Below are 18,682 nucleotides of genomic sequence, written 5' to 3'. Positions count from 1 at the left end.
CGTTCCTAAATTAACTGTTATTCAAACCCACTATTTTATACCAACTGCCTGAGATACCCAAATGACTTCAGGATGCTGGATTCAGAGCGTTGTCACTGATACGCATAAATAGTTTATCTAGGGCTATTTGTTACCGCGCTGCAAGAATTTCTCATCTTATGCGATTTCTTATTCTCAGCTGACCGGAAACTTACACGGTTACGGTATACACTTTTGTTATTCGCTTACGATTTATGAACTTCTCGTTCTCATTGCTGCAAAAGTTCACGAGTATAAATATTAATACATCAATTCACTTTACATAGGTTGCACGTTTCTGTGTAAATGTATGCATATGCTAAGAGTGCTTTTGAATAACAAACTCTAAGAAAACTAGGCTTTGAGGCAGTAAATATTTGGGGGAAATGAATACCAATGAGATTCAACGTTACAAAATTGGCTAAAAGTGTATGTTGTGCCGCTGCTTTGTGTGTAGCAAGTGTGACCGCCAATGCCGCACTTAGCTTAGAAAAGCAGCGCGAAATATATGAGCAGGCGCAAAACTTATTAGATAAGAATGACATTAATGGATATTTGGCTATTCGCCCAAGAATTGCCAACTATCCACTGACACCTTACGTGGACTACCGCACTTTTCTAAGGCAGCTTTCGAGCAAATCGCCGCAGCAAGTTGATAATTTTATTTCTGAGCATGAGGCGTTTCCTTTCTCTCGACGCATTCGAGCGCCTTACCTGAATTATCTCTATCAGCAGAAAGACTGGAAGACCATTACCGAGTTTCAAAAAGTGATTCCCAGCGGCGAGCGTTATCAATGCATTTTTTACCAGGCGTACCTCAAGCAAGGTAAACAAGTTGCGGCGTTCAAAGGTGCGGAGGATATGTGGTTAAGTGGCACCAGTATTGCCTCTGAATGTGACCCGTTATTTTCTGCCTGGGATAAAGCTGGTGGGCGAACGGACGATTTGATTTTACAGCGAATGTTACTGGCATTTGATGCTCGTAACGGTAGCCTGATGAGCTATTTGCAAAAGTTACCTAAATCAGCCAAGGCCAGGCAACAAGCCAAAGAGATGAAAGCGTTGTTTGATCAGCCTGCTACCGTCGCTGAATTTGCCAAGAAAAAACCGGCCAATGATTTTTATCGTACTCAGAGTGAATTTGCGCTAGAAAAGCTGGCTCGTATGGATATCGAGGAGGCACAGCAAGCGTACGATTCGGTCATAAAGGGGCAGAAGTTTTCTCCTGAAAAAGCGCAGTCACTTGCCGATTACATTGCGTTTCGGTTAACACGTACAGAGTCTGCCCGTTTGGCTAAGTGGCGAGATGACAAGACGAAAACCAGCCAATACTTACCACTTATCGAGACTCGTATTCGTCTCGCGGTGCAAAATGCAGACTGGAAAGGGGTTCAGGAATGGATTGCTGTTCTTAACCAGGAAGAGCAGTCCTCACTGCGCTGGCAATATTGGCTGGGACGAAGTGAAATTGGGCTTGGTGATGACATTGCCGGTAAGAAAAGATTAGCGACTTTAGTTGGCGAGCGTAACTTCTACAGTGTCGCTGCCGCAAATGCGATAGGGCAGTCGATCAAGTACCCTACTCACAGAATCAAATTAGACAGCAAGGTAGTTCAGCCCTACCAAGATTCTCTGGTTCGTATTGAAGAGATGATCGCGACCGATAAGATTTCTGCCGCTAAGAGTGAGTGGGCACATTTGCTCCGTCGAGTGAATAAAGACGAAAAAGCGATGCTAGCAGCCTATGCGTCTTCAAAACACTGGCATCACCTGACGGTAACCGCAAGTATCCAAGCTCAGATGTGGGACAATATTGAACTGAGGTTCCCTGTTGTGCATCAGTGGTGGTTTAATTTCTATGCGAAGAAGCATGATATCGACCCGGTGACGATGATGTCTTTGGCAAGGCAAGAAAGTGCGTTGGATGTAGAAGCTCGTTCACCCGTTGGTGCACGCGGTATCATGCAGATAATGCCTGAAACGGCAAAGTACACAGCACGTAAATACAAGTTAAAGTATCAAGGCTCTCAAGAACTGTATAACGTCGGCAAAAATATCGAAATTGGTAGCCATTATCTGCAAGGTTTATTAGAGGATTACGATAATAATCGTATTTTTGCTCTAGCGGCTTATAATGCTGGTCCAAGTAGAGTGAAAACGTGGCGTGAGAGAACCCAGGGAAAAGTGGATGCTTATGCCTTTATTGAGGCTATTCCATTTAAAGAGACACGTGGTTATGTTCAGAACATCTTAATGTTTGAAACGTACTACCGTGATCTTTTGGGTATCGATGGCGCGTTCTTGAATCAACATGAGATCAATACCAAGTATTGAGTGAGGTACCTTGATGTCACATGAACCCGAGTACACAGACTGGCAGCAGATTCTTGATCTATTCCGAACAAGCGTCGATAGTCAGCAGCATGAAATGTTGTTAACGATGCTGATGACAGCTGATGAACGAGATTCATTAATTGCCCGAGTGAACATTCTTAATGAACTGCTCAAAGGCGAGTTATCTCAACGTCAGATCAGCCAGATGCTGGGTGTGGGCATTGCAACTATCACACGTGGTTCAAATGAGTTGAAGTCCAAAACGGATGAAGAGAAAGACCAGCTCAAAGCATTATTAGAGCCAACAGAGTAAAACAAAAGGGCGGAGATTCCGCCCTTTTTAATACCACTAGAATAGGAACGTGAGCTTTAGAGGTTAGCTGGAAAATGCTCTGTATTGGTAAAAGGAATCAAAGCCAGAATCAGGGCTTGATGGTATACCGAGCTGCGCGTCAATTGATTTTGGGTCAACAGACTAATTGCGCCACCTTTCTGTTTAATATTTTCTGTGCCAAACACGCTGTCCATGACATCGCCCAGTTCATTGGCATGTTCAAGTTGATCCAACACTTCTGGCGGTAACATCAAACTAGCGGAGCGGGATTCGCCACGATGAGTCTGAGACTCGATTACCATCCAGGCGAAGGTAACACTGCCTTCGATACCAGCTTCTAGTCCAACATAAAAATCCCCGCCTAGAGCTTCGACTTTGGCATTTTTTACTCGATTCAATGCGCCCTTATAGGTTTCTTCGTTGCTCATCGGCTGATCCGCGACTTCGCTGGGTACACTCACTCCCTCAAACTCAAAAGCCTGATTTGGAAATGCACTTTGAAACGCACTTTTAACCGCATTGACTTTTGCCGGGTTTAAAGAGGCAATAACGACTTTTTGGGTTGCCATGATCTTTTTGCTCACTGGTGTCTATTAACTCAATTTAACTTGGGTTGGTTTTACGTTTTCGCTAGGGTAACAACCCAGTACTTTCAGGTGCTTAGTGATCTTTGTGAGCTCTTGTAACGCTTGCTGCATCTCTTGCGAATCCAAGTGCGATTCTAAGTCAACATAGAACATCTCTTCCCATGGATTGCCCATAATAGGACGTGACTCAAGCTTGGTCATATTAATGCCATAGCGTTGGAGTACTAGTAGTGTTTCAACCAGCGAACCCGCTTGTTGCGACGTTGACATGATCAGTGTGGTTTTGGCTGGGATTTGCGTAGAAACCTCTACAGGCTTGCGAGCCACCACGATAAAGCGAGTGTGGTTTTCTGTTTGGTTTGCGATGTTGCCTTGAATAGCCTGAAGACCATATAACTTACCGCTTGAAGCATTACCGATAGCAGCGACATCATCGCGGCCCAGCTCTTGTACCTTCTGCATTGCATCGGCTGTGCTGGCACACGACTCTAGTTTCACGCCTTTCATGCGGCTAAGGAACTCACTGCATTGTTGATGTGGCTGAGGGTGAGAGTAAAGCGTTTTGATGTCTTCGAGACGGATGTCTTTTGTCGCAACCAAGCAATGTTCAATAGGCTGCGTTAACTCACCAACGATGTACAACGTGGTGTGCTGCAGCAAGTCATACACTTCGTTAATAGAGCCAGAACTCGTGTTTTCAATCGGTAGGACACCGTAGTCGGCATGACCTGATTCTACCGTCTGAGTCACTTCTCTGAAATGCTCACAGTTCAGTTCAATCAGCTCAGTATTTTTACGACTGAAGTATTCGCGGCTTGCCAGATGTGAATATGATCCTTTCGCACCAAGGAAAGCAACACGTGCGAGAGGTTTACGACTTTCTTGTGGGTTGACCAGATTCTGAAGATAACTTTGCTGTAGAAGCACGGAGTCTTCAATAATAGTGTGGAAAAGTTTGGTGATGTACTGAGCGTCTAAATCATATTTTTCTCGTCCATTAGCAATGAGCTTCACCAATAACTGTTGTTCACGAACCGCATCACGAACCGGCTTTGAGGTTTGGACTTTGCTTTTGGCTACTTCAATGCTGAGTCTACGGCGTTCAGATAACAAGCTAAGTAGCTCGTCATCAAGTTCATTTAAACGTACACGAATATCTTCCAGAGAAATAGGTTGGTCAGTCATCAATTCTTTCCTTATAAAAAAGCCTCCCGTTATGGGAGGCTTTCTGTTTGTTTTTGACTTTTCTTTCACAAACGAGCTCGCCCCCTCCTGCTATGAGAGGAAAAAGAAGTCAAAAATAAACAGAGGGGTTAAATGCATAATTAGTGCGCAATTTATGAGTGTTTAAACACAATAAGCAAGCAGGCGTAGAGCGTCAAGCAAAAAAATAGCGCCTTACGGCGCTATTTCCTCAATCTGGTCGGTTTACTCTTCTTCTGTCTCAAGCTCAGGCTTGGTCGCTCTGCGAGCTTCAGGCTTGTGGGTCAACTTATTCAGTTGTCGTTCTAGTTTTTGCTCCACTTCATTGATCGCTGCGTAAAGATCTTCGTGTGTGGCTGAGGCGATAAGTTGCCCTTTGGGAACCTTAACAACCGCTTCAAACTTTTTCTGCTTGTTTGGTTCCTCACTGAACGTTGCTTGGCATCCAATTAGGTCGACTTGCCATTTCTCCAGTTTTTTAAATTTGCTCTCAATATGAGCACGGATTGCAGAGGTGATTTCGATGTTTTTGCCAGTGATATTCATTGTCATAAGTGCTTTTCCTCTGTTGCATCCCTCATGGGTTAAGTTCAGATTACCGCTTTATGTATAAATAAATGTGATATAGATCACTATTTTGTGCGAGGTTTTCACAATGAAAAATGAATGTGATCTCACTCAAGAAGTGCTGAGATTTATTATTAAATAGCTTGTTATCGGTTGGTAAATCATTAGATTGGATAGAGTACTCAGCTGAAAACCACCTCGTTTTTAGGGGCGTTGTACAACCTATAATTTAAGTTGATTAAAAATTAACGACATAAAATGCGTGATCGTTGTCACATTGTAATGTGCAAACATAGAGAATTTTGATTAGCCGCTTAGTTAACAAGCGGCTTTTTGCTTTCTGGTGTTTGACTAAACTTGAGTAATGGGGTCATGAAAACCGGATCGTCCGGAGCCAACAAAACATTCTTCAGTGATTTTGCATGGTCCAAACTTTCTAATTGTTTGTATATGACGTAGTAACGGTTGATGGTGGTGACATAACCGACGGTTGCGCTGATATTCTTTCTCATCACGACTTCAACATTGTTGAACCAAACATTCGGATTATATCCTTGTCTGGCGGCGAGCTTACGCATTCTCTCCACATTTCCCGGCCCGGCGTTATAGGCAGCCAAAGTGAAATAGATTTTGTTCTCGGCGGATATAGCTTTGTCGTTGAAGTATTGCCGACGTAAAAACGCCATGTATTTCACGCCCGCATGAACGTTGTTTTCCAGTTGTCGAACATTTTTTATGTTGATATTTGGGTCTCTTGCCGTGCTAGGCAGAACTTGCATGATGCCTACTGCGCCTTGGCTTCCGACTAAGTTATTATTAAAACCAGACTCTTTGTAAGCGATGGCTGCTATCAGCAGATAGTCAAAGTCATATTTCTCGCCGTAGCGAGAAAACAGGGCAGATAGCTTTTCTAGCTGAGCAATTTTTTTCGGGTTAAGGGCTTTATTAAGCCAATTGGTATTGTCGATGTATTTACCGTAGATGACGTTACCAAGCAGAGTGCCTGAGCGTGATTTCTTGATGAACTTATTCACGACCGCTTTGAGTTGCGGGCTGTCTTTGCGCATTGCCCAACCAATTTTGCCACTTTTACGCAGCGGGGCTTTTTTGTGTACTCGGATATCATCCATTACGTTCAACCACAGACTGGCTTTATGGCTATCTAACACAATAGCTTTGACGTAACCATTATTCAGCATGCCAACCAGTTCGTAATCTTGAAGCGTCTCTTCAACGAAGTGAACAATGACAGGCGGTAATCCTTTCTTGTTTAAAGTTTTATTAAGAGCCTGAATGCTTTCAAAATAACTGGAGCTAGCTCTGACCCATATTTCTTTTCCACTCAGCTGTTCTGGTTTGGTAATGGCAGGTGTATTTTTGTTTGTCACGACCCACTCTTGAATTCCGGAGAGTATCGGAGCGCTAAAATCGACTCTTTCTTTTCGGCTGTCAGTAATCGTCAGGTTTGCGACGATTAAATCGCCAGAGCCCTTGTTTAGCGCTGGAATCAGTTGGTCACGAGCAAGAGGAATAATTTGCACGTTTATTTTTGGTTTGATTTTACGTAAATCTTTCTCGAAATGAGTCAGAAGCTCGGCACCAATACCTTTCGGCGTGCCACCTTCAATGTAGTAAAAGCCCAAATCAGCAGAGACAAGGACACGCAGTAAATTTTTTTCTTTAATGACGCCCAGGTCACCGGTATACGGCGGCTGCTTTAACGGTGAAATTTGCAATGCGCAAACGGATGCAGACAAGAGGAGCAGCGATGTTGCCCATAGCTTAAGTAGTCTCACGTTCACGTCCAGGTTAATGGTGGGAGAACTCTAAGCATATATTGTGCTCAAAAAACCATCAAGTGAAGCGTGAGGAGTCGCTTAGATAGAAAAACGCCACAGTTGTTGAGACTGTGGCGAGTATTTGGAGGGCAGTTAGCTTTAGTTGATTGGGTTGAGTTTAATCAACTCTTCCGTTCTGGCGATAGAGTCTTCAAGACCAAGCTGTTTGTACGCTTCTAGCTGTATTTCAAGCGACTTACGGGCTGCTTCTGTATCTGGGAAGGTCTTCTGTAGTTCTTGGCTGCGGTTGATCGCTGCAATCCACGCTTCACGACGTAGGTAGAAATCAGCCGTCGCCAGATCATAATTGGCCAAACGGTTTTTTAAGGCGATCATGCGTTTTTGCGCATCTTCAGCATAGTGGCTGTTCGGGTAACGTTGCAGTAACTTTTTGAAGTCATCAAAGGCTTGTTTAACTGGCTCTGGATCTCGGTCACTACGATCAATATTAAATAGATCGTGCATAAAATTACGATCTTGCGCCATATGAGTTAAACCACGCATATATAGTACCCAGTCCATTTTTTCATGAGTTGGGTTTAGGCGCATAAAACGAGAGATGGTTGCTAAGCCAAGCGCCAGGTCGTCGTTTTTGTAGTACGCATAAATAAGATCAAGTTGTACCTGTTCTGAATAGGCACCAAATGGGTAACGAGAATCTAATGCTTCTAGTTTCTCGATGGCGGTTAGCCAGTTACCAGTTTGAAGCGAAGTTTGCGTGTCTGCATACAGTTCCGAAGGTGGCACATCAGGAACGATTTCTTCTTTGCTTGCACATCCAAACAGAAGGGATACCGCTAAAAGGCCTGTTAAAGTCTGACGTTTCATATCAGGAGTCTGTTCCTTGAATCTAAATATTTCTTAAGCTGCCGTTACTTTCTTTCCAGTAACAGATACAATGACGTAATAGTCTATTTTTTCACAGTCGTGAGCATTAGTCTCACAGTTTTTAAAAAAGTTCGATATGGCTCAGCAGATAGTATTAACAAATACCGTAAAAGATAGCCAGTTAGGTCAACGTTTAGACCAAGCTATCGCAGAATTGTTCGCTGACTTCTCTCGCTCTCGCCTGAAAGAATGGCTTGTTGAGGGGAAAGTACAAGTGAATGGTGAAGTTGTCACCAAACCTCGCACCAAAGTCATGGGCGGCGAGGAAATTACATTGCAAGCCGAGCTGGAAGATGAAGAACGCTGGGAAGCGCAAGATATCCCGTTAGATATCGTCTACGAAGATGATGACATCATCGTAATCAATAAGCCTCGTGATTTTGTCGTGCACCCTGGCGCGGGTACACCTGATGGTACGGTGCTCAACGCATTGCTACATCATTACCCGGATATCGCCGAGGTTCCTCGTGCAGGTATTGTCCACCGTCTGGATAAAGACACGACCGGTTTGATGGTGGTAGCGAAAACCGTACCAGCTCAAACGCGCCTAGTTCGTGCTCTGCAAAAGCGTAATATCACTCGTGAGTACGAGGCGATTGCTATTGGCCGCATGACGGCGGGTGGTAAAGTCGATCAACCGATTGGCCGTCACTCGACTAAGCGCACGTTGATGGCAGTAGCACCAATGGGCAAACCGGCGGTTACTCACTACCGTGTTGCGGAGCACTTCCGTGAGCACACGCGTATTCGTCTGCGTCTTGAAACCGGTCGTACTCACCAGATCCGTGTGCATATGTCTTACCTGCAACATCCATTGTTAGGTGATACGGCTTATGGTGGCCGCGCACGTATTCCAGCTGGTGCATCACAAGAGCTGACCGATATGATTCGTGGCTTTGACCGTCAGGCGCTACACGCTGCGATGTTGCGTTTTGCTCACCCGGTCACTGGTGAAGAGCTAGAGTTCCATGCTCCAATACCAGACGATATGGTGGCAATGACAGAAGCACTGCGTAAAGATACGGAAGAGCACGGTTTACCGGAAGAGTTCTAAAATGAAGACCATTGTCCCTAACTGGCCAGCGCCTAAAAATGTCAAAACATTTGCTTCTACACGAGTGGGAGGCTTTTCGACCGGCACCTACCAAGGGCTGAATCTTGGCGCTCATGTTGGGGACGATTTGTCATTAGTTGAACAGAACCGTGACTGGCTGATGAAGCAATCTGATATGCCAAGCGCACCGGTTTGGCTGAATCAGACGCATTCTACCGTTGTAACACAAGTATCAGAGCCGACATCTCAAGTACTTGATGCTGATGGGGTATTTACCAGTACTGGCAATGTCGTGTGTTCTGCGATGACCGCCGATTGCTTACCAGTGATTTTAACCAATATTCAGGGTACGCAAGTTGCGGCAGTTCATGCGGGCTGGCGAGGCTTAGCGAATGGTATTGTCGAAAATGCACTAGAGATGTTTTCTGGCGATGTGATGGCGTGGCTTGGGCCAGCAATTGGGCCTGAAGCTTTTGAAGTCGGTGAAGATGTTCTGCAAGCTTTTGTTGATTTTGACTCAAAGGCTCAGCAAGCGTTTATTCCACGAGACATTCAAGGCAAATGGTTTGCCGATATGTCAAAGCTGGCGACGCAGCGTCTAAACAAAGCTGGAGTCTCTCAAGTCTTTGACTCGGGGTTGTGTACATACCAAAACGGTGATGATTTTTACTCCTATCGTCGTGATGGGGTGACCGGGCGCCAAGCCACCTTTATCTGGTTGGAAGATTAGATTTTAATCAATCTTAAAAAATGGTGATGCATCCGTTTTCGTTGCATCACTGTTTATATTTATTTACATCCTCCCTTGAAATTCCCCTTGCGAGTATCCATCTTTCTACTGTCATTAGTATTCTCTTATATGAGGTTAGGAAGGTCGATATGCGTCTTGATAGATTCACAAGTAAGTTTCAAATCGCTATCTCTGATGCTCAATCATTAGCGTTGGGGCGCGATCATCAATATATAGAGCCAGTTCACCTGATGGTGGCTTTGCTTGATCAAAATGGCAGTCCAATTCGTCCATTGCTGACAATGTTGGATGTTGACGTCACACATTTGCGCTCTAAGTTGAGCGAAATCCTTGATCGATTACCAAAAGTCAGCGGCATTGGTGGTGATGTGCAGCTTTCGGGTGCGATGGGTACTCTGTTCAATCTTTGTGACAAAGTCGCGCAAAAACGCCAGGACTCTTATATTTCGTCTGAAATCTTCCTCCTAGCCGCCATTGAGGACAAAGGTCCGCTTGGTCAATTATTGAAAGAAGTCGGTTTAACCGAGCAGAAAGTAAGCCAGGCGATCGAAAAGATCAGAGGTGGTCAAAAGGTCGATGATCCGAATGCGGAAGAGCTTCGTCAGGCTTTGGAAAAGTTCACCATAGACCTGACCGAACGAGCAGAGCAGGGGAAATTGGATCCGGTGATTGGCCGTGATGATGAAATCCGTCGTACGATCCAAGTTCTGCAACGTCGTACCAAGAATAACCCGGTTATCATTGGCGAACCTGGTGTGGGTAAAACAGCGATCGTTGAAGGTCTGGCACAGCGCATTATTAACAATGAAGTGCCAGAAGGTTTACGTGGTCGTCGTGTTCTGGCCTTAGATATGGGCGCGTTAGTAGCGGGTGCAAAATACCGAGGTGAGTTCGAAGAGCGCTTGAAATCAGTATTGAATGAGTTAGCTAAAGAAGAAGGCAACATCATTCTGTTTATTGATGAGCTGCATACCATGGTCGGCGCTGGTAAAGGTGAAGGCTCTATGGATGCGGGTAACATGCTGAAACCAGCATTGGCTCGTGGTGAACTTCACTGTGTTGGTGCGACAACATTGGACGAATACCGTAAGTACATTGAGAAAGACGCAGCCTTAGAGCGTCGTTTCCAAAAAGTGCTGGTGGATGAGCCAACTGTTGAAGATACGGTCGCTATTTTGCGTGGTCTGAAAGAGCGTTATGAGCTGCATCACCATGTAGAAATTACCGACCCAGCTATCGTTGCGGCAGCAAGTTTGTCACACCGATACGTTTCCGACCGTCAGTTACCTGATAAGGCGATCGACCTAATCGATGAGGCGGCATCAAGCATTCGTCTGCAAATCGATTCGAAACCAGAGTCTTTGGATAAGCTCGAACGTAAAATTATTCAGTTAAAGATTGAGCAGCAAGCGTTAAGTAACGAGCATGATGAAGCGAGTGAAAAGCGCCTGACGACTTTAAATGAAGAGTTGACTGAGAAAGAGCGCGAATATGCTGAGTTAGAAGAGGTATGGAATACAGAAAAAGCCGCACTATCGGGTACGCAACACATTAAATCTGAGCTTGAGCAAGCACGCATGGATATGGAGTTTGCTCGCCGTGCGGGTGATCTAAACCGTATGTCTGAGTTGCAATACGGTCGTATTCCTGAGCTGGAAAAACAGTTGGACTTGGCTGCACAAGCAGAAATGCAAGAGATGACCTTGTTGCGTAACAAAGTTACCGATAACGAAATCGCGGAAGTGCTGTCCAAACAAACTGGCATTCCGGTCTCTAAGATGCTCGAGGCAGAGAAAGAAAAACTACTTCGTATGGAAGAAGTGCTGCACAAGCGTGTGATTGGTCAGGTGGAAGCGGTTGAAGTGGTTGCGAATGCGATTCGCCGTAGCCGTGCCGGGTTGTCGGATCCAAACCGACCTATTGGCTCTTTCTTGTTCTTAGGTCCAACGGGTGTGGGTAAAACCGAGTTGTGTAAAACACTGGCAAACTTCATGTTTGATAGTGAAGACGCAATGGTGCGTATTGATATGTCTGAGTTTATGGAGAAGCACTCTGTGGCGAGACTGGTTGGTGCGCCTCCGGGTTACGTTGGCTATGAAGAGGGCGGTTATCTGACAGAAGCGGTTCGTCGCAAACCTTATTCGGTCATTCTATTGGATGAGGTAGAAAAAGCGCACCCAGATGTGTTCAACATTCTGCTTCAAGTGCTGGATGACGGGCGTCTGACTGATGGCCAAGGTCGTACGGTTGATTTTCGTAACACTGTGGTGATCATGACGTCAAACTTAGGTTCTTCGAGAATCCAGGAAAACTTCGCAGTACTGGATTATCAAGGCATTAAGAATGAAGTCATGGAAGTGGTCAGCAAACATTTCCGCCCTGAGTTCTTGAACCGTGTTGATGAAACCGTGGTATTCCACCCACTTGGTAAAGAGCACATTAAGTCGATCGCTTCTATTCAGTTGGAACGTTTGCATAAACGTCTGGCTGAGAAAGACTATGAACTAGAAGTCGGTGACGAGGCGTTAGAGTTGATCGCACAAGTCGGTTTTGATCCGGTATATGGTGCGCGTCCGTTGAAACGTGCAATTCAACAAAATGTTGAAAACCCACTAGCGAAATCGATGCTTTCAGGGCAGTTCTTGCCAGGAAAACCGATTGTTCTGGGTGTCAAAGACGGTAATATCATCGCCAGCCAATAGTGATTCACCAATAGAAACAAATAAAAGCCATGCATTTGCATGGCTTTTTCGTCTTCGGAGTATTGGAATTACAGGGCTCGAACTGTCATTCCAACTGCCGAACTATTTAAGAGAAGTTCGCGTTAATTCGCATCTTCAAATAGTCTTCAGCCGTAATTGGCTCATAAACCTTCAACGGACCCTGAATGATTTGGTCTCGGTTCGCCTGGCAGAAAAACGCCATGCTATAACGAGAGTCTTGGTTCTCTTCTGCTGTTGGCATACGCACGCGATGCAGGGTTGATTTCAACAAGTCATCACTCCAACGCATCAGCATGTCGCCAATGTTACAAGTGATGACACCTGCTTTTGGTTCAACGGTGCTCCAAACCAAATTGTCTTTGGCGTCTTTCCCGGCAGCTGCTTGTAAGCCACCTTGATTTTCCTGCTGGAATACCATGGTTAAGCAATCGAAATCTGTATGTGCACCAGCGCGCCAGAATGTACCTGTTTCTGGTACTTCTTTCATCGGCAGGTAATGCAACATACGTAAGGTGCTCAAATAGTTTTCTGACTCTCTTTGGTGTGCTTTAGTAAAAAAGTCCCGCTCAAAACCCAACTTATCTGCAAAGCAGGAAAGAATATTCATACCGAGTTGCCATGCCTGGTGCTCGAATGACAACAGATGCGATTCAAACTCTTCCACTTGAGCATTGCTCGGCCACAAATCACTCATATGAGGCAACGTAATTTGATATGACTCTTTTTGATCCGCTGTGCCAGTGGATGGACGAACTTGTTGTTTGAACTCCCAGCCAGCATTTAAGCCTTCTTTCAAAGGGAACTGTTGCTTTGTTTCCATCGGTAGGGAAAAGAATTGTTCACTGAGCTTAAAGGACTTTTCAATGTCCGCTAAGCTAATCCCGTGATCGACAAGCTGGAAAAAGCCGACTTGAGTGGCTGCTTCCCAGAGCTGTTCCGTGATCTCTTCACGACGGTTTTCAAAATCGTGTAAGTTGATCAAAGGGATCGCGGTATCGTTTGATTCTAAACCTTGCCCGCCAATAGTCGTTTCAAAGTTAAGTTCATCCAATAGGTATGATTGAGTCATTATTTTTCTCCAATTAACAATTAAATACGTGCTTGTTATTGGAGCAATGTCCAGCAATAGCTTGAGAGCCCCAATGGCTCGCTATTACAGACCGCTTCTACTCCTAGTCATGTTAATCTCGATGAACTCATCCGCACAAAGGTGTGGACAAGTTCACCTTGATCCGTTTCTTATTAAACGCTGACTTGTTTACTCTCCCAGTTATTGTGAAAGCCATTGCGTTGTGATGTACGGTTTTCTATCTTTGTTTTTCTTCTTCGGTCAGGCTCCATGAGAAGCAAGCTCGTTGCACCCAGCTAACGGCTTTAAATAGCAACATACTCACCAGAGACAAGAACACCAGTGCAGCAAAAGCTTGAGGGATCTTGAAATAAGACGTAGAGAATTGAACCAAGTAGCCCAAGCCTTTTTCTGCTGCGACGAATTCTGCAATCACGGAGCCGATCACGGCTAAAGTAATCGCGACCTTTACACCACTGAAGATATGGGGAATGGCATAAGGAAGGCGAATTTGCCAAATCGTTTTGCTGTTTTTTACGCTTAATGAGCGAGACAACTCAATCAACTCCGGTGGGGTTGCCAGCATTCCAGTTGTCGCGGATACCACAAGCGGGAAGAATGTGATCAGGCAGGTAATGGTGAGACGCGGCGCATCACCGGTCCCCAAAATAACAATCAACAGTGGAGCAATTGCCACTACGGGTGTTGATTGGATAACAACTAATATTGGAAACAGCGCTTTAGTGAGAAATTTAGAGTTCACCATCATGATAGCCAAAGGAATACTCACTAAAAATGAAATTCCAAAACCGAGCAGGGCGATGCGTAGTGTGGCCCATAAATTGTCTAACCACCTTTCCATCGGAACTTGACTGAAAGCCAGTGCAATATCTGATGGCGCAGGGAGTATAAATGTTGGTATAGAGAACAGGCGGCAGGTCGCTTCCCAAATCGGAATGAGGGCTAATATCGCGACGAGTGGAAGCCAATTCTGTGACCATTGTGACATATACCGTTTCATATCTATTCCTTTAGATAAATTCGATTACGCAACCGTTCTGCGGATTGGTTCAACGTTGCCTGAGTCCTTACTTTCCGCATCACTCTTTTTCTCTGAACGATAAAAGTATTCGCGGATTTTGTTGGTGTAAGAGCCAAACGTTGGATCTTGCAGTGTGTGAATGTCACGCGGGCGAGGTAAGTCAATGTTGATTTCCTCTAACACCGTACTTGGTCGTGGACCCATGACTAATACTTTATCGGCGAGTAGCACCGCTTCGGAGATCGAGTGAGTAATGAATAAGACGGTTTTCGGCTTTTCCATCCAAATTTTTTGCAATTCAAAGCCCATCTCTTCTCGGGTTAATGCATCCAGAGCGGAGAAAGGTTCATCCATGATCAAAATATCCGGATTGAGTAATAAAGCTCGCGCGATACCTACACGCTGTTGCATCCCGCCAGACAGCTGGTCGGGCATACTCGATTCAAAACCTTTTAGGCCAACGGTATCCAAAAGAAGTTCAGCATGTTGTTGCTCTTTCTTGGAGACATAATTGAACTTGTGTTTGAGTGGAAAAAGCACGTTGTCGAGGATGTTTTTCCAAGGCAATAGCGTTGGCTTTTGAAATACAATCCCGATATCTTCTCTCGGCTCAGTGACTGGCTGGCCAAAAACTGAAATCTCACCTTGGGTTGGCAATATCAGACCTGACAGTAGGCGCAGCAAGGTAGACTTGCCGCAACCTGAAGGACCAACGATGGCAACAAATTCATGTTTATTTACATTGAAGTTGACATCGTTGAGAACCGTAACCGAATGTTTGTCAGAGTGATAGGTATGCCCTATATTCTTGAACGAAACAAATGGTTGCATTATTTCACCTCTTGGAAAAATTGACGAGCAACTGCGGTTTCTGGGTCTAGTTTACCCAAGTCCAGACCTTGTGCTTCCGCTGTCCACTTCCACGTTTCACTCAGGCGTACTGGAGTGAATACGCCCACGCCATCTTTTTCCGAAACTTCATTCATCACCAAACCACGAATGGATTTAATCGTATCGGTCGCTTGAGCAGCATCGACATCTGGAACTATTTTGTTAACAGCAGCACCACTTTGCTCTGGATTTGCCCAGGTGTATTCAACGGCTTTCGCGTAAGCTTTTACGAATCGCTTCACTACGTCAGGACTTTGTGACATGAACTTATCGCTGGCGATAATAGATGATGAGTAGAACTCAAGGCCTGCATCATACCAAGGCAGTACATTGAGCTTTTTACCAGCTTGTTCGGCCTGCTCCGTATTTTTCACTCGATCTGTCATCCACGAAATCATCACATCAGACTGCCCGGTAATCAGCATTGGATTGAGTGCTCCTGGATCCGCTTTGAGGACTTTTACACTGTTTTCATCGATACCATTCTTCTTAAGCATGATTGGCAGAAAAACGTTCGCAGAAGTGAACGGAGAAGTGACGATGGTCTTTCCTGCGACATCGTTAACCGACTCTACCCCAGAGTCATCAAGTGCATAAAAAGCATAAGGTGCTTTGTTGAAGATTGAATAAATCGCTTTAACTGGCACGTTATCGTTCGCTTTTGCAACCATCAGAGCCACAATGTCCGCAGAACCAATATCTGCTGTACCCGTTGCTACTTTGGTAATCGCATCCGTAGAGCCTTTACCGCCAAGAATGGTGACGTCCAGGTCTTCTTCTGCAAAGAAGCCTTGTTGAACCCCAACAAACACCGGGGCTTTGTCCCCACCAGGTAACCAGTCAAGCTGGAAAGTGACTTTATCTGCTGCCAGACTACTTCCTGAAGCGCACAGTAAAGATAACGAAAGGGCAAGTTTGTTCAATTTTGAAATAGTTTTCATAGTTACTCCGTGTCTTCCTTTTCACTTTTTCTAAAGGCACACCCTTGGTCCTGGTGTGTCACTTTAGGCTAACTATGAGCAATGTCCCGACACCTCATTTTTAAGTATCTAACCGCTTCTACTCACACTTTCAATTAACATTTAGCAAACACTGTGCCATACAGTGATAAAAAGTTGAGCGACAATGCGTAACCTGCGAGCAACGAATGATTAACCTTGCTGTGGGGAGATAAATGCCAGATTTCGAGTTGTATACAATAAGCGACAAATAAAGGATTAAATACGACGTTTTGTGCACCATTACTGTGCGTTTCAGCCTCGAAAAAAATATTTTGGTGCACTCTATCGGTGCCGAGTACTGAAAGCTAAATAATCTTAAGTATGGTGTAGTTATTGCATTGTATACAGAATGAGGTGGGGAGAGCGGTACGCGATCCCTCTTTGTTAATTGAGTAGAAGCGGTTAAGAGTTGTATCTCTGGGACATTGCTCAAAGGTCATCCACTCTGGTTATCTGAATTAGATACCGATTGTTCATTAAAAAGGAAATTGACGTGAACTACTTAATTAAAAATGCCAACAGTGTGTTTTCTCCTAAACAGGATGTACGAGATATCCGAATTCAAAACGGTGTCATCACTGAGCTGGGGCAGAACTTACTTCCTAATGAAAGCGAAAAACTGGTCGATGCCACAAATTGCGTTGTTTATCCGGGAATGGTTAATACGCATCACCATATCGCGCAGTCTATATTAAAAGGGATCCCTGCAGGCATTAATCATGGTCTGGGTGATTGGCTAGCGAGCGTTCCGTATCGCTATTGGCCTCAAATCACACCGGAGATCATGTATTCCTCTGCTAAGTTGGGTTTCTATGAGTTACTTCGCTCTGGCGCGACGACCTGTGCTGACCACCACTACCTTTATCATGCGAGCTCAAGCCAAGAGTTAGAAGATGTTCTTTGGCAGGCAGCTGACGAAATGGGAATACGCTTGGCCTTATGTCGGGGAGGGGCAACCGTTAAAGGCACGCACAAAGGATTAGCGAAAGCTGGTGTTGTTCCAGAATCTGCAGAGCAAATGATTTCACGTTTAGAGCATACTCGTAGTCGTTACCATCAAGAAGGTGGATCTGCGATGCGTAAGCTGGTGGTTGCGCCAACCACAATCGCTCATTCTGCAACGCCTAGCGATCTCAAATTAATGGCTGAGTATGCCAGAAGTCAAAAATTGAGAATGCACTCCCATCTTCTAGAAGTGGACTTTGATAATGAGCAAGCATTCGCTAAGTACGGAATGAGTGCGGTTGAGTTTGCACAGAGCTGTGATTGGCTGGGTGATGATGTATGGTTTGCTCATTTGGTCCAAGTGAGTGAGGCTGATATTCAGCTATTAGCAGAAACGAAAACGGGAATCGCTCATTGCCCAACATCTAACTGCCGTCTGGGGAGTGGCATCGCACCTGTTATTGAGATGGCCAAAGCGGGTATGCCTATTTCTCTGGGAGTGGATGGCTCCGCGTCTGCTGAATCAGGATCGATGCTGCAAGAGCTCAACCTGACTTGGCTAATTCACAGAGCACAAAATGGTCCAGATGCGACAACATTGGAACAAGTCCTGGAATGGGGTACTAAAGGAGGGGCTGATATCTTAGGTCTTACCGATGTGGGGGAAATAAAAGAAGGTTACGCCGCTGACCTCGTCCTTTATGATCTCAATCAGCCTCGTTTGTCAGGCTGTCACTCTTCACTAATGGCTCCAATTATGTGCGGTGAACCTGCCTCGGTTAAAGTGAGCTTTGTAAATGGACGCATTGTCTATCAGCAAGAGCAAGATGCGCAGTACGGCTATTTAGTCGACGAAGTAAGAAATTCGATCGCTGAACTCAATCAACGAGTGGCGAAATTAGAGTCATAAGCCTATTAATCGGCTATACAATCCTCAAATTGATGCTTATTTAAACGTTCAGTCTAAAAATGTCTTTTTTAGGCTGAATTCCCCTTGCCAAGTCAATTTTTCTCCCTATAATTCGCCTCCGTTGTCTCGCAAAGCAATGCAAGATAACAAGACGGTTGAGTTGAAAAATAACTCATAAAGAAATAACTTAAAAAAGTGTTTGACACCGAAAGTTATCTCGCTAAAATGGCCGTCCGATTTGAGCAAGCCTCAGTCGAAACGCTCTTTAAAAATAAGAACCTATCAATCTGTGTGGGCACTCGTTGATGATAATCCAATTAGAAACTTTGGTTTCAAATTAGGTTTCAATGATACGAAGTGACCATTGAATCTTCGGATTCAGCACAGTCAATTCAAACATTACTTTAGCTATTTATTAGCAAAGGAATGTTCAGTATTCATTGAGCCTCACCCTATTTATTTAGGGAATCAAAACTTTAAATTGAAGAGTTTGATCATGGCTCAGATTGAACGCTGGCGGCAGGCCT

At 44.8% G+C, this 18,682-nt stretch carries 15 protein-coding genes and 1 other annotated feature; of the genes, 6 read left to right on the top strand and 9 right to left on the bottom strand.

All coding sequences use genetic code 11. The features are described from left to right. The first annotated feature begins 414 nt into the window (after positions 1–414). Both RXX31_RS14095 and trpR read left to right on the top strand, forming a co-directional pair. Positions 415–2,352 carry a transglycosylase SLT domain-containing protein gene (locus tag RXX31_RS14095; RefSeq protein ID WP_317590144.1) on the top strand — a complete coding sequence of 646 codons (1,938 nt, stop codon included), beginning with the start codon at positions 415–417 and terminating at the stop codon, positions 2,350–2,352. A 13-nt stretch (positions 2,353–2,365) separates the two neighbouring features. Continuing rightward, positions 2,366–2,665, top strand: coding sequence for a trp operon repressor (trpR, locus tag RXX31_RS14090; RefSeq protein ID WP_317590143.1), 300 nt, complete (start codon positions 2,366–2,368; stop codon positions 2,663–2,665). A 56-nt stretch (positions 2,666–2,721) separates the two neighbouring features. On the opposite strand, the gene yjjX is transcribed toward trpR, so the two are convergent. The 5 genes from yjjX to RXX31_RS14065 form a co-directional block, all read right to left on the bottom strand. Next, positions 2,722–3,255, bottom strand: a complete 534-nt coding sequence (gene yjjX, locus RXX31_RS14085; protein WP_317590142.1) for an inosine/xanthosine triphosphatase — start codon at positions 3,253–3,255, stop codon at positions 2,722–2,724. Positions 3,256–3,279: 24 nt separating this feature from the next. Beyond that, the gene (gene pheA / locus RXX31_RS14080; protein WP_317590141.1) at positions 3,280–4,458 is read right to left on the bottom strand and encodes a prephenate dehydratase; all 1,179 of its coding nucleotides are present in this window, start codon (positions 4,456–4,458) and stop codon (positions 3,280–3,282) included. Between the two features lie 12 nt (positions 4,459–4,470). Continuing rightward, positions 4,471–4,593 (bottom strand) — a sequence feature (Phe leader region). A gap of 108 nt (positions 4,594–4,701) precedes the next feature. After that, positions 4,702–5,028: a ribosome hibernation-promoting factor, HPF/YfiA family gene (gene hpf, locus RXX31_RS14075; RefSeq protein ID WP_317590140.1), complete on the bottom strand. Its 327-nt coding sequence runs from the start codon at positions 5,026–5,028 to the stop codon at positions 4,702–4,704. Positions 5,029–5,357: 329 nt separating this feature from the next. After that, the gene (locus RXX31_RS14070; protein ID WP_317590139.1) at positions 5,358–6,839 is read right to left on the bottom strand and encodes a lytic transglycosylase F; all 1,482 of its coding nucleotides are present in this window, start codon (positions 6,837–6,839) and stop codon (positions 5,358–5,360) included. A 141-nt stretch (positions 6,840–6,980) separates the two neighbouring features. Beyond that, complete coding sequence (locus tag RXX31_RS14065; RefSeq protein ID WP_317590138.1) at positions 6,981–7,709, bottom strand: outer membrane protein assembly factor BamD; 729 nt, start codon at positions 7,707–7,709, stop codon at positions 6,981–6,983. Between the two features lie 136 nt (positions 7,710–7,845). Here RXX31_RS14065 and rluD point away from each other — a divergent pair, with 136 nt between their 5' ends. The 3 genes from rluD (at position 7,846) to clpB (ending at position 12,276) form a co-directional block, all read left to right on the top strand. Next, on the top strand, positions 7,846–8,823 hold the full coding sequence (gene rluD, locus RXX31_RS14060) for a 23S rRNA pseudouridine(1911/1915/1917) synthase RluD (RefSeq protein ID WP_317590137.1): 978 nt from the start codon (positions 7,846–7,848) through the stop codon (positions 8,821–8,823). 1 nt (position 8,824) lies between these two features. Further along, a complete protein-coding gene (pgeF, locus tag RXX31_RS14055) occupies positions 8,825–9,553 on the top strand; it encodes a peptidoglycan editing factor PgeF (protein WP_317590136.1) in 729 nt (242 codons plus the stop codon). Between the two features lie 149 nt (positions 9,554–9,702). Then, positions 9,703–12,276, top strand: coding sequence for an ATP-dependent chaperone ClpB (gene clpB, locus RXX31_RS14050; RefSeq protein WP_317590134.1), 2,574 nt, complete (start codon positions 9,703–9,705; stop codon positions 12,274–12,276). Positions 12,277–12,382: 106 nt separating this feature from the next. On the opposite strand, the gene RXX31_RS14045 is transcribed toward clpB, so the two are convergent. The 4 genes from RXX31_RS14045 to RXX31_RS14030 all read right to left on the bottom strand — a co-directional run bounded on the left by RXX31_RS14045 (position 12,383) and on the right by RXX31_RS14030 (position 16,240). Further along, positions 12,383–13,366, bottom strand: coding sequence for an isopenicillin N synthase family dioxygenase (locus tag RXX31_RS14045; protein ID WP_317590133.1), 984 nt, complete (start codon positions 13,364–13,366; stop codon positions 12,383–12,385). Between the two features lie 238 nt (positions 13,367–13,604). Continuing rightward, complete coding sequence (locus tag RXX31_RS14040; RefSeq protein WP_317590132.1) at positions 13,605–14,387, bottom strand: ABC transporter permease; 783 nt, start codon at positions 14,385–14,387, stop codon at positions 13,605–13,607. A 24-nt stretch (positions 14,388–14,411) separates the two neighbouring features. Continuing rightward, positions 14,412–15,239, bottom strand: coding sequence for an ABC transporter ATP-binding protein (locus RXX31_RS14035; protein ID WP_317590131.1), 828 nt, complete (start codon positions 15,237–15,239; stop codon positions 14,412–14,414). After that, positions 15,239–16,240 carry an ABC transporter substrate-binding protein gene (locus RXX31_RS14030; protein WP_317590130.1) on the bottom strand — a complete coding sequence of 334 codons (1,002 nt, stop codon included), beginning with the start codon at positions 16,238–16,240 and terminating at the stop codon, positions 15,239–15,241. The genes RXX31_RS14035 and RXX31_RS14030 overlap by 1 nt, the downstream gene beginning before the upstream one ends. A gap of 553 nt (positions 16,241–16,793) precedes the next feature. Between RXX31_RS14030 and RXX31_RS14025 the strand changes: the two genes are divergently transcribed. After that, complete coding sequence (locus RXX31_RS14025; RefSeq protein WP_317590129.1) at positions 16,794–18,155, top strand: amidohydrolase family protein; 1,362 nt, start codon at positions 16,794–16,796, stop codon at positions 18,153–18,155. Positions 18,156–18,682 lie beyond the last annotated feature (527 nt).

It is taken from the genome of Vibrio sp. EA2, from assembly GCF_033042495.1.
In the GTDB taxonomy this organism is placed as follows: domain Bacteria; phylum Pseudomonadota; class Gammaproteobacteria; order Enterobacterales; family Vibrionaceae; genus Vibrio.
Note: the sequence above shows the minus strand (reverse complement) of the source record. Positions and strands in the feature narration are given on the sequence as shown.

Excerpts from the sequence above, each read along its gene's own strand:
- rluD (WP_317590137.1), top strand. The coding sequence starts at position 7,846 with ATGGCTCAGCAGATAGTATTAACAAATACCGTAAAAGATAGCCAGTTA.
- yjjX (WP_317590142.1), bottom strand. The coding sequence starts at position 3,255 with ATGGCAACCCAAAAAGTCGTTATTGCCTCTTTAAACCCGGCAAAAGTC.
- RXX31_RS14045 (WP_317590133.1), bottom strand. The coding sequence starts at position 13,366 with ATGACTCAATCATACCTATTGGATGAACTTAACTTTGAAACGACTATT.
- clpB (WP_317590134.1), top strand. The coding sequence starts at position 9,703 with ATGCGTCTTGATAGATTCACAAGTAAGTTTCAAATCGCTATCTCTGAT.
- trpR (WP_317590143.1), top strand. The coding sequence starts at position 2,366 with ATGTCACATGAACCCGAGTACACAGACTGGCAGCAGATTCTTGATCTA.
- RXX31_RS14065 (WP_317590138.1), bottom strand. The coding sequence starts at position 7,709 with ATGAAACGTCAGACTTTAACAGGCCTTTTAGCGGTATCCCTTCTGTTT.
- pgeF (WP_317590136.1), top strand. The coding sequence starts at position 8,825 with ATGAAGACCATTGTCCCTAACTGGCCAGCGCCTAAAAATGTCAAAACA.
- RXX31_RS14095 (WP_317590144.1), top strand. The coding sequence starts at position 415 with ATGAGATTCAACGTTACAAAATTGGCTAAAAGTGTATGTTGTGCCGCT.
- RXX31_RS14040 (WP_317590132.1), bottom strand. The coding sequence starts at position 14,387 with ATGAAACGGTATATGTCACAATGGTCACAGAATTGGCTTCCACTCGTC.
- hpf (WP_317590140.1), bottom strand. The coding sequence starts at position 5,028 with ATGACAATGAATATCACTGGCAAAAACATCGAAATCACCTCTGCAATC.
- RXX31_RS14035 (WP_317590131.1), bottom strand. The coding sequence starts at position 15,239 with ATGCAACCATTTGTTTCGTTCAAGAATATAGGGCATACCTATCACTCT.
- RXX31_RS14030 (WP_317590130.1), bottom strand. The coding sequence starts at position 16,240 with ATGAAAACTATTTCAAAATTGAACAAACTTGCCCTTTCGTTATCTTTA.
- pheA (WP_317590141.1), bottom strand. The coding sequence starts at position 4,458 with ATGACTGACCAACCTATTTCTCTGGAAGATATTCGTGTACGTTTAAAT.